The organism is Limosilactobacillus panis (assembly GCF_019797825.1).
GTDB lineage: Bacteria > Bacillota > Bacilli > Lactobacillales > Lactobacillaceae > Limosilactobacillus > Limosilactobacillus panis_A.
Genome location: NZ_CP081855.1, coordinates 1,868,389 through 1,881,693, shown reverse-complemented (window position 1 = coordinate 1,881,693; position 13,305 = coordinate 1,868,389). Strand labels below are relative to the sequence as shown.

General features: G+C 49.3%; 12 protein-coding genes and 1 pseudogene. 3 read left to right on the top strand and 10 right to left on the bottom strand.

Features of this window, described 5'->3' with window-relative positions; translation table 11 throughout:
- Positions 1 to 231 precede the first annotated feature (231 nt).
- The 3 genes from KZE55_RS08965 to KZE55_RS08955 form a co-directional block, all read right to left on the bottom strand.
- Positions 232 to 1,407: an MFS transporter gene (locus KZE55_RS08965; protein WP_222258196.1), complete on the bottom strand. Its 1,176-nt coding sequence runs from the start codon at positions 1,405 to 1,407 to the stop codon at positions 232 to 234.
- A gap of 286 nt (positions 1,408 to 1,693) precedes the next feature.
- Positions 1,694 to 2,551, bottom strand: coding sequence for a hypothetical protein (locus tag KZE55_RS08960; RefSeq protein ID WP_047768502.1), 858 nt, complete (start codon positions 2,549 to 2,551; stop codon positions 1,694 to 1,696).
- 9 nt (positions 2,552 to 2,560) lie between these two features.
- Positions 2,561 to 2,974: a helix-turn-helix domain-containing protein gene (locus tag KZE55_RS08955; RefSeq protein ID WP_047768500.1), complete on the bottom strand. Its 414-nt coding sequence runs from the start codon at positions 2,972 to 2,974 to the stop codon at positions 2,561 to 2,563.
- Between the two features lie 103 nt (positions 2,975 to 3,077).
- Between KZE55_RS08955 and KZE55_RS08950 the strand changes: the two genes are divergently transcribed.
- The 3 genes from KZE55_RS08950 (at position 3,078) to KZE55_RS08940 (ending at position 4,825) form a co-directional block, all read left to right on the top strand.
- A complete protein-coding gene (locus tag KZE55_RS08950; RefSeq protein ID WP_222258195.1) occupies positions 3,078 to 4,058 on the top strand; it encodes an alpha/beta hydrolase in 981 nt (326 codons plus the stop codon).
- A gap of 10 nt (positions 4,059 to 4,068) precedes the next feature.
- The gene (locus KZE55_RS08945; protein ID WP_222258194.1) at positions 4,069 to 4,422 is read left to right on the top strand and encodes a DUF1304 domain-containing protein; all 354 of its coding nucleotides are present in this window, start codon (positions 4,069 to 4,071) and stop codon (positions 4,420 to 4,422) included.
- A gap of 163 nt (positions 4,423 to 4,585) precedes the next feature.
- Complete coding sequence (locus tag KZE55_RS08940) at positions 4,586 to 4,825, top strand: cytochrome b5 domain-containing protein (protein ID WP_222258193.1); 240 nt, start codon at positions 4,586 to 4,588, stop codon at positions 4,823 to 4,825.
- A 50-nt stretch (positions 4,826 to 4,875) separates the two neighbouring features.
- Here the strand turns inward: KZE55_RS08940 and KZE55_RS08935 are convergent, their stop codons facing one another.
- From KZE55_RS08935 to KZE55_RS08905, 7 genes and pseudogenes are all read right to left on the bottom strand, one after another.
- The gene (locus KZE55_RS08935; RefSeq protein ID WP_222258013.1) at positions 4,876 to 6,204 is read right to left on the bottom strand and encodes an ISL3 family transposase; all 1,329 of its coding nucleotides are present in this window, start codon (positions 6,202 to 6,204) and stop codon (positions 4,876 to 4,878) included.
- Between the two features lie 157 nt (positions 6,205 to 6,361).
- Positions 6,362 to 7,228: an MFS transporter gene (locus KZE55_RS08930; RefSeq protein WP_222258192.1), complete on the bottom strand. Its 867-nt coding sequence runs from the start codon at positions 7,226 to 7,228 to the stop codon at positions 6,362 to 6,364.
- A 6-nt stretch (positions 7,229 to 7,234) separates the two neighbouring features.
- Entirely contained in the window at positions 7,235 to 8,665 is a 1,431-nt protein-coding gene (locus KZE55_RS08925; protein ID WP_222258191.1) for a glycoside hydrolase family 32 protein, read from the bottom strand.
- Positions 8,666 to 8,830: 165 nt separating this feature from the next.
- A pseudogene (locus tag KZE55_RS10500) lies at positions 8,831 to 10,800 on the bottom strand (cation:proton antiporter).
- A 79-nt stretch (positions 10,801 to 10,879) separates the two neighbouring features.
- Positions 10,880 to 11,224, bottom strand: a complete 345-nt coding sequence (locus KZE55_RS08915) for a magnetosome magnetite crystal formation protein family (RefSeq protein ID WP_047768481.1) — start codon at positions 11,222 to 11,224, stop codon at positions 10,880 to 10,882.
- 39 nt (positions 11,225 to 11,263) lie between these two features.
- The gene (locus KZE55_RS08910) at positions 11,264 to 11,917 is read right to left on the bottom strand and encodes an energy-coupling factor transporter transmembrane component T family protein (protein ID WP_047768478.1); all 654 of its coding nucleotides are present in this window, start codon (positions 11,915 to 11,917) and stop codon (positions 11,264 to 11,266) included.
- On the bottom strand, positions 11,907 to 13,304 hold the full coding sequence (locus KZE55_RS08905) for an ATP-binding cassette domain-containing protein (protein WP_222258190.1): 1,398 nt from the start codon (positions 13,302 to 13,304) through the stop codon (positions 11,907 to 11,909). Before KZE55_RS08905 ends, KZE55_RS08910 begins: the two co-directional genes overlap by 11 nt.
- Position 13,305 lies beyond the last annotated feature (1 nt).

The following is a 13,305-nucleotide window of genomic DNA, read 5'->3' as shown; positions in this document are numbered from 1 at the left end:
CACCCTTGAATTATAAAAAAAGTGCATTTTTTCACGTAAGGGCTTACAATGAAGGCGGAAGCGAGGGGGAGCATTATGGCAGAAGTATATTATGGCGTTTCAGTTGTTGCGTTAATTGTAATCGTATTTTGGCTTTGCTTATAATTAGATAATGTTGAAAAATAGAATAAAAAATAGCGACGGGGAGAAATAATTTTCTTCCGGTCGCTTCGTTTTTTGTCCACAAATCAGTTATCTAACTGGGTAACGCATCCCCGTGTAACGGTGGCTGAGGATAATCACTAAGACGGTGGCGAGCAGGGCGTATACCGAGCCGACGTAACCGAGGTGGTTCATAGAGGTAAAGTGCATGGCCTGTGATGCGGTGAATGACCCTAGCGAGATGCCGATGTTAGCAAAGATCGAGTTTAACGAGGATGCCAGGTCTAGTGACTGCGGGTATTCCTTTTCTGCAATGTCTAAGAACATCAGCTGGGTCGATGAACCGTAGCAAGAGAAGGCGATGCACAGAAGGCCAACTACGAGGATGGCCAACCACTTAAAGGAAAGGAGGGGGCCAAAGGCGAGGTAGAGGACGGTCATGATGAGGTAGATGACTGGTAGCCGGTGGACGCCGCCCCGGTCAGCCAGGACCCCACCGAACTTGTTACCGAAGATAAAGAAGACCCCCATCGCAAACAGTAGCCAGTTCAACCAGGTGTTGTTGAAGCCCATTTCGTTAGTAATCAGGGGTCGGATGTAGGTGAAGATCGTGTAGTCCGCCGCACAGATTGAAACGACGAAGATAACCCCAAGGATTACCCGGGAGTCCTTAAAGAGCACGAACTGTTTGCCTAAGCTGCTCTTTACCTGGAGAGTGTCCTTAGGAACCAGCCAGAAAAGGAAGGCAAAGGCCAGGACCGTAATGACAGTGACCATCCAGAAACTGTCGTGCCAGGAGAAGGTGGTACTAATAATGGTCCCGATGGGAATCCCGACAACGGAGGCAATGCTGAAGCCAGCGAAGACCCAGGATACCAGGCTCGCCCGCTTTTCCCGTGGGGCAACAAAACTTGCCATTACGAGGACAAGTGAAATAATGGCCCCTGCGACGGTCGCGGTCAAAATTCGAGACAAAAGGAGGGATATAAAGTTAGTTGCCAAAGCGGACCAGGTATTACCAACCAGGAAAATGACCATCAACCATAATAGGACGTGGTGCCGTCGCCAACGGTTAGCTAGCGAGGTGATAATGGGGGTAAAGACGGCGTAGATCAGGGCAAAGACGGTGACGAGCAGCCCCAGCCGTGACAGTGAGTCGTGGTATTCATGGGCAATATCCGGCAGGACACCGACAATCATGTATTCGTTGCAGCCGAGCATAAAGGCGATGAACACGAATAAAATTGCTTGGAGACGGTACTTCATTATTAGTTTTCCTCCTTAATTTCAGATTTTTCGCAACCAGAATATTGTACGGGAAATGGGCCACTTTTGCTAGGGAAAACTAACGGAAATTTAAAAAACCAGGAAAAATTTTTGGAGCGTCCCTGCGTCAGCTACAAGGGCCGTTGTTAATTTTTTTAAAAGGACAAGGAAACATATCCCTATGTGCGTTACCTGATGAATAAGCAGGGAATTACCGATCCCAGTAATGCAAAAAGCCTTCAGCTGTCTGACTGAAGACTTTTTATGTATTATGTTCCCTATGTAATTATTTCACGAGGTAAATTTGTTCGTCAATCAGGTCAAAGGAGTGGAGCTGCTGGTTGACCTTTTTTAACTCTTCATCCTGGCTCAGCTCGGCTTCTTGCCAGAACCTTTTGGAGTCGGTCGCCCCGTCCTTTTCGCCGATTACCAGGAAGTGAACATCAGGGTAGTCTTCGCGAATAAGCTGGAGAACCTCCCAGTCCGTTTCCTGTTTATCTGGCGCCCAGGACATGATAATAAACTGAACGTCGTTACCGTACTTCTTGACCGCGTCAATAGCGTCCAAGCGCTCAATCTTGGTTACCGGGTGCTTGCCCGTTTCGTTTTCCTTAACCCAGGCCTGACTATCCGTGGTGTAGATTCGCTGGGTAGGGTTATTGTTCCGTAGCCCCTTGGAGATATATCCATTGCCGGCCATCAATTCCAGGACCGGTGCGCCATTGATGTAGTTTGATAGTGCTTTAGCAAAGGGAGCGTTAACGTATGACCACATCCCGTACGTGTCCTCAAGGTAGTCACGGAAGTTCCGCAGGTCCTTATCGAGCTTGGGCAAAGTGACACTATACTTGTCCCATAGGGCATCGCCTTGCGGGTCACCCTGGGGGTATTGGGCATTAATTTTTTTAAAGATCGTATCTTGAATATCATCAGGGAGGAGTAACCGCGGTAATGGCTGTGGCAGTAACCCATTTTTCAAGAGGCGGTCACTTTCGAGGGCGTTGTTAATCAGGTACTTGATGGCGGGAAAGTCGTTGAACAGGTCTCGGTAATTCATCAACCGCTTGATATACGGGTCCTGGTGCACAACCTTCTGGGCTTTTTTAACCCGCTTTTTTAACTTTTTAAGTTTCTTTGGATTCATTAGTGGTCCTTACTTTAACTTCAAATTCAGCTGTTCCTGCTTACCATAGAACTTATCGGTATCCCGGCGGTTATTCTTTCCTTTCAGGTAGCCGTCAATCAGTTGAAAAATTTCATAACGGTCCTCACTGGTGAGGACCGTCTGGTTGAACGATAGGTTCTTTCCGGAGAAGAATAATTTACCGAGGTCGAAGTCATCCCGGTCGGTTTTACCGGTCAGGTAGTCCAGGCTGACGTCAAAAAATTCGGCTAGTTTACGTGCCTCTACGTATGACGGGGTCCGAATTCCCCGTTCCCAGTTACCAATTTGAGAAGCAGTATTAGGCTTTTCGTTGGGGCCAAGGTTTTCGTTCAGGTGCTTGGCCAGTTCTTTTAGGGTGATTTTTTGCCCCTTCCGCAGTGCACGGAGCCTTTCTGGAAACATTCTCTCACACTCCCTTTAGTGTCTCACTTTCTATTTTAACAAAAGAAGATTACAAAGTAACGGAAAGTATGCTAAAATACTCGCATTGATCAAAGAATACAACATGGGGTTAATCATTTTGAAAAAGCACGAAAATAAACGGCGCCATCGTCTCTGGCGGTGGCTGGTGGGAATTGTTGTCGTAATTGCCGTGGCCCTTTTTGCGGCAGGTAGTTACTTCTTTAATGTGGCAATGGTTCCTAGTCATAAGTCATTTGTAAATAATTCTAACCGGATTAGCAAGAGTGACCCACTTTACAATCAGAAGATGTGGTTCAAGCGGGCCCATAAGGAAAAGTGGACTATGGAGTCGGCCAGTGGGCACTACCGCCTAGTTGCCGACTATCTTCCGGCTACCCAGAAGACGACCAAGAACGTTATTATCCTTCACGGCTTCATGGGTAAAAAGGAACGGATGGGGGAATATGGGACCATGTTCCACCAGATGGGGTACAATGTATTGATGCCGGACGCCCGTGCCCATGGTCAGAGCCAGGGGAAATACATTGGTTACGGTTGGCCCGAACGTTACGACGTCCGCAAGTGGGCCAATAAACTGATTGCCAAGAACGGCGCAAACAGCCAGATTGTGATCTTCGGGGTCAGCATGGGTGGGGCCACAGCGATGATGACCAGTGGAATCACCCTACCGCATCAGGTTAAGGCCTTTGTGGAGGACTGTGGCTATGATAACCTTGAAGAGGAGCTTAACTACGAAGCGGGAAACCTGTATAATATTCCTCGAGTAATTCGTGCACCGTTAATTGGTAGCCTGAGCCTGATTAACCGGGTAAGAAACGGCTTCTATGTACATAGTGCTAGTGCAACGGCCATGCTTCACAGGAATCACCGGCCAATGCTCTTTATCCACGGTAGTGATGACCACTTTGTTCCTACCCGGATGGTTTACCAGAACTATTCTGCCAGCCGGGGGCCTAAGAAACTGTGGGTCGTAAAGGGTGCCAAGCATGCGGCATCGTATGCCAAGGATCCGCACCAGTACCCGCGACGGATTGCCCACTTCTTAAACCAGTACGTTAAGTGAGGCGGAAAAAATGTTATTGATCTTTTTAGTGATGCTCGTGGCGATTGAGCATATTGGCATCATGCTGATGGAATTGTTTGCTACCCCGGCCCAACAAGCAGCAGCGTTTGACCTGCCGGAAGAATATACCCGTCAGCACGCTGCCCGCGTGGCCTTTGCAAACCAGGGAATTTACAATGGTGCCCTGGGTGTAATGATGATTCTCAGCTACTGGCTGCTAAAGGGACCAAACCTGATCATTGCCTGGCAGATGATGCTGATTTTCGTCATGGCCGTAGCGGTTTTCGGTGGCTTTACCGCCACTAAAAAGATCTGGCTTTTCCAGCTGCTGCCGGCATTAGTAGCATTTTTAGTAACGCTGTAATACCAAAAAGTTCTTTCTTAGTCGTTGCTGACCAGGAAAGAACTTTTTTTACTCCCTCGAGAAGGCAATTAATAATTTTTACTTAACTTCAGCGCGACCCAATAGGCAGGGCTCCTGGACCATGTTATAATGGAAACAGCAAAGATTAAAGGAGGTAACCACGATGGCTGAAAAAACATTTACGAAAAACGAATTGGCACAGTACGATGGCCAAAATGGTAAACCGGCTTATGTCGCCGTGCAGGGGATTGTTTACGATGTCTCGGATAAGGCCGCTTGGCAGGGGGGTAAGCACCATGGTAACGTTGCCGGACAGGACCTGACCGCTGTCCTATTAAAAAAATCGCCTCATGGTGACCGGGTCTTGAAGGGTCTACCAGTGGTTGGAAAAATGAATGATTAACAAAAAAGGCTCTTCGTCAAGAAGTACTGATAAGATAAATTGAATAATTTCTAAGCAGCTCTTGCCTGACCCTGGACATGAGCTGTTTTATTATGCCAATTAATGGCGATATAAGAATTCGGCAGGGAAATCAGGATACGAACGCGGAAGTGGAAGAAGTTACGAAAGCCATAGGCAGTCCGTTTGATAACTTTAATCTTATTGTTTGTACCCTCAACGGGACCATTCGTGTAATGATCATATTTGAAGCTGGCGATGATTTCTTGACGATGGGTTCGCAGAGTGCGTTGGACCTTCTGAAACGCTTGGGGAAGCGCGGTCCATTTGATAGCTAATAGTTGGTTGAGAGCTGACTTACTCCGATGATTAACTGCTAAAATCAGGTCTTGGTAATATTGATAGGCCTGCTTAAGCTCGTCGTCGAAAGCTAATAAACGATGAATAACCTCAATATCAGTTAGCTGGGCGTAACCAAAATTGCGGCGGCGCCAAAAGTTATCATACTTGAGGAGTGCACTAGGGGTTAAGAGCAGTTTCCAAAAATGTTTGAGAGCTCGCCATTGCCGGGAACTTTTTCCGGCACGGTTCATTACTTTAATCCTAGTTTGGTTCAGGGCACGGTAAGCTTGAGCTACGACATGGAAGTGGTCCGCGATAATTAAAGCATGCGGAAATAGCTCTTGAATCAAGCGGCGGTAAGGAGTATAGAGATCGACCGTAACAGTTTGAACCGCTAAACGAGCGCGGTGACTATAACGCAGGAAGTAATTGCGAAGAAAGCTACTCCGGCGTGAAAGAATGATATCGAGCGTTCGATGGTTCTCAATGTTTACGAGAATCATGCTCATTCCGCTGGGCGCAAAGCGACCAGAATGAAAGTCATCGAAGGCAATATGACGGGGAAGCCAATGGTAGTTAGGCTTAAAGACATGATCAAGGTGATTAATTACGCGCCTGACGGTCCAGCCCGAAACAGAAAAATCATCGGCGATATCAGTTTGGGATTCATTCTTAACCAGTTGCATCATAATGCGTTGCTTAATACTCGTGGCGATATGGTGACGATATTGGACATCCTCGACCGGAGCTAATTTCGTCACTGTTTGTGGACATTGAGGAGAAGCTGGGCAAATATACTTCTGCTTTTTAATCGACCAAACAGTCGGCTTGTAATGAAGGTCTGCCCCATGATAGTTAACGATTTTAATGCCATTCTTGTACATTAGCCGGCCACAATGAGGACAATGCATGGGGTAGGATTGAACAAGATGGACCACAATATAATCGCCGTGATCGGCAATCGAGTCTTCTTTAGTATTGGTATCAAGTTCAAGATGAGTGTCTTTAATTCCGAGAGCAGTTCTGATAGAATTATCCATGAAAGATGGTCCTTTCTTAAACGAAGACGGGGGTCAGCCATCTTTCGTTTTTTATTTTAAATTTAAACCAAAATAAGCACTGATGTTAAATCCATCAGTACTTAAAATTGTAGAACCACAAAAAACAGCTGCGCAAGTTTGCGCAACTGTTTTTTTGTTAGTCCTTACTTAACGGCTGACCGTTAACGTCAACGTTATCCTTCTTCAGGATGAAGTTTGCGTAGATCCCGGCAATCAGCGTGATCCCTGAGATAACCAGGAAGGTGTGGCTGTAACCGATGTAGTCCCGCAGGTCACCGAGGGGGGTGGAGAAGATGATATAAATGATGATCTGCCATAGGGCCTTCATCTTGAAGACACCGACAATTTCCTTAGGTGAAGCAGTTGAGCTTTCCTTGGCGTTTTCAATCTTGTTTTCGTAGAGGTCAATCATCTTTTGGTTCTTCTCGGGGTGGACAAATACCAAGAGTAAGAAGAGTAGCAGGGCGATAAATGATGAGAGCCAGAAGACCAGGTTGGGGCTAATGGTGAAGAGAAAACCAGCGAGCAGGGCAGAAACCGCGTACCCGAAGGAACCCCATGACCGGGCCTGGCCGTATTCAAACCGGTAACGCCGGCTAATCCGTTCCGTGACCGCTTCAAATGTTGGAGAAGCAGCTAGGAAGGCAAATGACAGGTAGAGGGAACCCAGGAAGGTCCCGAGGTAGAAACTACTGTGGAGTAGCGGGGCGTAAAGCCAAGTAAAGAATGGGCCAAGCAGCATTTCCATGACGGAACAGAAAATCAGCAGGTGCCGTTTTAATCTGAGGCGGTCCTGGATGGCTCCGTAAACAAACATCAAAATCAGGGTGATGGCGGAGTTAAATGAGTAAATGGTCCCCACCTGTTCACCGGAGAAGTGGAGGGTGTTGGTCAGCCAGATTTGGAAGAATGACCACCAGATTCCCCAGGCAGTGAAGAAGAGGAGGATGTTTAACGAATCAAACCGGTAAAAGGGGTTCTTGAATAAGCTTTTCTTTTTCATGGTGTTTTATCCTTTCATGTTAAGAGTGTAAGCTTTGATGGCGGTAGCGGTTGGCCGATTAGCAGCAACCGTGGTCATAACCGGTTGCTGGTCGTTGTAGTAGCGCTCAGTAAAGGTGGCTGCACCGTCGTTAAGAAAAATTTCGACCGAACTAGTATCAACAAAGATCCGGGCCCGCAGCTGGTGGACATGACCAACCGTGGCGTAGCGGTCACTAGTCTGGTTATGCTGGTGTACCGTCACCTCACCGGATGATTGGTCGTAACACAGGCTAACCAAAGTCTCGTCATTATTGGCAATCTGCCAACTGACCTGCCCGTCGTTACCTGTCAGATCGAAGATCAGGTCCCACTCGGTGTGCTGGGGGTCAGTAACCGCAAGTTGGTGCGGTGAATGAATAATTGCTGAAGTATTAAGATCTTTCCCCGTGCGCAACCGGGTCGTTTCCTGGGCGGGAATAGCGCCCAGACGGTTACCGCACATCACGAGTTCGTGCGGCAATGTCAGGGCCCCGGCCCAGCCGTCAGCCTGCTCTGGCATCGGTTTGTCAAAGGAGCTGAACCAAGCAAACTGGATTCGCCGGCCGTCTGGTGTCAAAAACGACTGGGGCGCGTAAAAGTTGTGCCCGTAATCCAACAGGTGGAGGTTGTAGTGTTCGAAGTGGGCTTGATCATAGTCCAGTTGGCCCACAAAGTACCCGGCCTGACTTAGGTTGAGGAAACGATGCCGCTGGGGCTTGATTCCCATCGGTGAGCAGGCAATAATGTCCTGACCGTTAAGCCGGAAGAAATCCGGGCACTCCCACATCGAACCCTCAAGCGCGATATTCTGCGACTCGGTGATGGGGCCGCAGGATTGCCAATTAAGCAGGTCGCTAGACTGGTAGAGGAGGATGCGGGCGCGGTTATTTGCCTGCTTCCGACTACCGAGAACCAGGTAGTACTGACCGTCGTGCTCCCAGACCTTGGGATCTCGGAAGTCCTGACTGTTGTCCGCCGGGGTCTTAATCACGGGGTTACCCGCGTACTTGGTAAAGTGGATGCCGTCGTCACTGTAGGCCACGTTCTGGTCTTCCCAGGAGTGATCTTGGTTGCCGTCATCATAATAGTGGTGTCCCGTGTAAACCAGGTAGAGGCGGTCTCTTTTGACGATGGCCGACCCGGAAAAACACCCCCCGGAGTCTTCGGGGTCACCGGGGACCAGGGCGACTGGTAAATTTTCCCAATGAACTAAATCTTTACTACGGACGTGACCCCAGTGCATCGGGCCCCACTCAGCAGAGTAAGGATGAAACTGGTAGAAAACATGGTAATAGCCTTTGAAGAAGCAAAGACCATTGGGATCGTTCAACCAACCGGCTGGTGTTTGGATATGGTAATGTTCACGATAGCGGGTATTCGTAACTTTGGCTACCCGTGATTCATCAATTTGCCGCAATACAACCGACTCCCTTTGTTTCTTGTAACCGCTTACGGCAATGATTGTAAACGCCTTTAGTAAAATTGTCAATCGTTTATCAAAAATGTTCTGCTACGTTATTTACAGATAAGAAAGACTACCTGCTATTGTCATGGACTTGACAATAACAGGTAGTTTATATAACTAGTCCAAAGACTGGGCATAGACCAGTTCGTCAGTTGAAATTTGCTCGTTTAAGGCATTAGCCAGTTCTTGTGATAGCTCGCCGGCGGCTAATTTCTGTTGAACATAGCCGTGTTCAAGCTGGAAGGCCTCGATGAACAGGCTTGTTACGACATCATTATCAACCGCGCAATCCCGGTTGAAGAGTTCCTTACGCTTGAGGTAGACCCGTTGGACCATTGCAATTTCGTTTAAATTGTTCGGCTTAGAGACCGAATGGAGGTAGCTTTCCACGTTGCGGTAGACAAGCAGTTGGATCTTGTCAAAGGCGGCACGTTTAGAGTCAATAATTTTCTTCTGCTTAGCGTCAAGCTTGTGGCCGTGATTTCTTAAGTAGCGCCAGCGGTTGAGCCGCCACTTGAGTCGGTGAATCATTACCCGGCAAAACTCCAGCAGGCCGTGCTGACCACCGCGGAGTGCTGACCGAGTGACAAAGCGGGAGTAAGCCTGGGCCTCCTGCTCGGTAATTTCACCTTCATCCGTTAGGTGGTCAATGGTTGCTAATTCTACCTGGTGTGTCCGGTTCATCAGCTGCTTGAAGAGGTTGTTGTCAAAGTTGTGGAACTGGTGGGCCTGGGTACTGAGCTGGTTCCTGACCATTGCCCGTTCGCGGGGATGGCTATTATCCCCGTGGAGGTCGTTGATCGCATAATGGACCGTGGCGGTTAGGTACCTTTGAAATTCCTCCTGGCTGTAATCGCGGGATCTTGATGGGAGTATGATTGGGTAAATGACTGCCCCCCCACCAGAATGCTGATTAGGATAACAAATGCCGCAATCAAGATTATTGAGTTACGAAAAGCAAATTCGTGGTGGTTAATGATTACTGGCAGGGAGAAGGCCAGAGACAGGGTGATGGTCCCGTGCATTCCCCCGATGCTCATTAGGAGGCTATCGCGTTTGAGGTGAGCCTTTTCAGAGTGGATATTGACCAGCCGGAGCCGGACCCAAAGGTAGCGCATGACCGTCATAATCAGGTAGAGGGCCAGTCCAATCAACGCGAGATTGAGGAGGTTCCGTGGTGCTGTCCGTCGGATAACCTGGGGCAGCATGACCCCCAGCAGGACGAAGACGATTCCGTTGAGGGAGTCGCTAACAATCGTCCAAATGGTGGTCGTTGCCATCTGGACCTTGGTGGAAGTCAGCTGGAGACGGTCGTAAAGAATGCTGTGAACAATCCCGGCGGAAACCACGGCCAGGATACCGGAGAAGTGAATTTCCTCGGCAGACCAGTAGATGACGATTGGGGTCATAACGTTAATGGGGATAACGATTGAACCGATGTCGACGTGGCGCCGCATCAACCGTTGTCGCAGGGTGATCAGGAGGTAACCGAAGATGGCCCCAAAGATGATCCCGCCGAAGAAGACGTAGATGAAGAACCACAAACCATAACCAATGGAGAATTCCCCAGACCGGTAGGCAGAGAGGGAGAGCTCCAAAAGGACAATTCCGGAAGCGTCATTGAAGAGGGACTCGTATTCGAGGGCCCCGTTGACGTTTTCCGGGACAGTCATGTTTGAGGTGATTGACTTAACGGCAACCGCATCAGTCGGCGTAATGATTGCGGCCAGGATGAAGGCAAGGGCAAACGGGAAGACAGTTGGCATTGCCAGGTGTAAGATGCTCCCCGCCACCAGAACCGTCACGAGGGCCAGCAAGACGGATGTTGAGAAAATTGACTTGTAGTTCTTGCTTAAGTAACGAAAAGACTGATTTTGTCCATCATTGAACATTAAAGGAGCAATGACGACCATCATGAATAGTTCCGGGTGCATTGTGAAGTTAGTTGCCGCCGTGGGAAGGGACGCCAATAAAACTCCCGCCAGGATCTGGTAAATTGACAGGGGGATCCGGGGGGAAATCAGGTGAATGATATTAGCAACGACAACGGTTGCTAAGAGGAGGATGATTCCAAGTAGCAATTCCATAATTAAATACCACCTTGTACTAAAGTAAATAAAGAAGCTGGGGAAATGATATTTCCGCCAGCTACCACGAATAATTAGGTCATTCCCGCCCGAGAAGCATCTTCACCCCCATCGCGACATTGTAGATGAAGAGGAGGAGGGCAATCAGTAATGCGAAGGTTAATAAGATACCAAACAGGGCACCACCATGGGCGGTGAAGTCCTGGAAGACACTCAAGCTAAGCACGAGGATGGCGAAGATTCCGTAGATGAGCGGGAAAATTTGACTCCAAAAAGCCTTTCGTGCGTTGGCAGTAATGGATGGCTCCTCACTTGCCCGGGCAACGATCCACACGATTAGGGGGAAGATGACCGGTAAGAAGAAAATGCTGAAGTAAGAAAGCGCGTTAACGATTCGGGTTGTTAGACTAGTATTATTATCCATTTTTAGTCCCTTCTTTTTTCTTATATTATGCCTGATAAATTAGGGGAGCGCAATTAATACTAGTTGGATAAGAGCAAGACCAGCAATCAGAAGTAGCCAATCCCGCTTGGTAATATTAATTGGTTGGGCGACGGTCCGTGGCGCCCCCTCGACAAAGCCATGCGTTTCCATTGCCTGGGCTAGTTGGTCTGACCACTGAATTGCGGAGAGAATGGCCTTGAAGTAGAGGGTGGGTGACCACCAGTGAAGGTTAACTCCCCGCATCTGGCCGGCGACCCGGATGGTGACGACCGCCTGCCTTATCCGGGGGACCAGGTTTAGTGCGGCCAGAAACCCGTAGGCAAACTTACTCGGGAGGTGACAATTCTGCTCGAGGGAACGAATCAGGGTCAGCTTATCAGTGGTGAGGGTCACTGCACCGCCGACGAGGACATAACAGTAAAGCCGGCTGACCAGGACCCAGGCAAAGAAGACGTTGTGCCCGGGGGAGAAGAAGGCCATGGTAACGAACAGGGCTGCGGCCGGGATTAGGGTAATGAGGGCCAGCTTCGTGACCTTGTGCGGACTAACCCGGTGGTAAGCCAGGACCAGTAAGGCGCCGAAGATTATTAACAGGTTTCCCGTCAGGTGGGTGGTAAAGGTTATTTCCAGGGAAATAATCAGGGCAAAGATGAGTTTAAGACTAGGATTCATGGGTAAGAGCCCCCTGATAAGTTAGTCGGTGGTCATGGAGGATTAGGTGGAAATCTGCCAGCTGATCGATCTGGTCAAGCTGGTGACTGACGATGAGAATTGTCTGCGGCTTTGTTACCTGGGCGGTCCTGATAAGTTGATAGACCGCCTGGAGGGAAGCATGGTCCAAGCCGGCGAACGGTTCATCAAGGAGGAGGACTGCCTGCTCCATCATGAGCATTACCAGGAGCTGCAGCTTTTTCCGCTGTCCCCCGCTAAGGGAGTAGACGACCCGGTCACCAAGATTATTTAAACCGAGGGCTTTAAGAGCGTCCTGCAGGTGGGCCTTGAAGTAGGGGTGACAGCCATTTTGGGCACTTAATTCTAGTTCCTCTTTGACCGTCACGTCAATGAATTGGTCATTGGCCCGCTGAAAGACGAGTCCGACCTCTTGCCGGTAGTGGCGGTCCTTGATTCGGTTAATTGTTTGACCCTGGTAAGTAATTTGTCCACGGAAGGGGATCAACTTAGTAAGGGCCTGGAAAAATGTTGATTTACCAGTGCCGTTGGGACCGGTGACCAGGGTAATTTTGTCCTTAATGATTGCTAACTGCTCGATATTTAATAACTGCTGATTGCCACGTGAAAGAATGACATTGTTGAGTTCGAAGACGTGCGGTGCAGCCGGTTGGGGGGCGGCAAAGGCCAGCTGCCGGGTTGCAGCCTTATCAGCAGCCACCAGCCGTTGCCGACTAGCGGCGGGCGAAAGACCCACGATATGGTGGTCAGTGAAGTCGTAGATTCGGGGTGCGAGGGCTTGATAGCCGTGGCAGTCGTGATCAGCGATAATCAGGGTAACACCGTGTCCGGTTACCAGTTTGCCGAGCTGCGCCATTAAAAAGTGTCGGTTTGCTTCGTCGATATTGGCAAAGGGCTCGTCAAGAAGGAGAATGTCCGCCTGCCGGGCGATGATGACCGCCAGGGCTACCCGTTGTTGCTGGCCACCAGATAACGAGGTGATCTTACGGTTTGCCAGGCCCGTAATTTGGCAAAAGTCGAGGGCCGCCTGAACCCGGTCGGCAATTTTATCGTGCGGGACCCGCTGGTTTTCAAGAACGAATTCAAGCTCGTGGCGGGGGGTATCGAGGGCAAACTGGGTTAGGGGGTCCTGAAAGAGCATCCCAATCGTTGGTTGCCCACTGGGAAAGGTAATTTGGCCCCCGCTAACTTGCCCACCATACTTGGGCAAAAGGCCCGCTAAGAGACGGAGGAAGGTCGACTTCCCACAACCCGACGGTCCCGTTAACAGGGCGGTCTGCTGGGCAGGAAAGTTAACCGTGACCCGGTCAAGGACGGGGGACTGGTGGTTAAAGGCAAATGTTAAGTTGCGGACTTCAACAATGTTCATG